The organism is Paraburkholderia sp. SIMBA_030, from assembly GCF_046535245.1.
Lineage (GTDB): Bacteria > Pseudomonadota > Gammaproteobacteria > Burkholderiales > Burkholderiaceae > Paraburkholderia.
The window spans coordinates 1-265 of record NZ_JAWRXB010000737.1 but is presented as its reverse complement, the minus strand read 5'-3'; the positions used below and the strand labels follow the sequence as shown (position 1 = coordinate 265).

Here is a 265-nt window from a genome sequence, read left to right as displayed (position 1 = left end):
CGTCCAAAGTCAGCCCCCGTTCGCGTCTGATCAGGTCGATTTTGCGCGCGATGGATGTCTCCTTCTTCAGCAATGAAGCACGCCATTTTTCCCCCTCTGCCCATTCGCCGCCGACGCGTTTTACCAATTTCTCAACAGTCGGTGTGCACACCTTCTCCAGTTGCAAGGCCGAGTTCGCCACCGCCCGAGCTCTCTGATTCGCCGGCCCCGCCGCAACCATTCCACCCAAACGCGGCGCCTTCGGCTTGATATCCTTTGGACGGGC

At 59.6% G+C, this 265-nt stretch carries 1 protein-coding gene; it reads right to left on the bottom strand.

Features of this window, described 5'->3' with window-relative positions:
* A partial coding sequence (locus SB772_RS41910) for a hypothetical protein (protein ID WP_410838763.1) occupies positions 1-265 on the bottom strand: 265 nt, incomplete at both ends.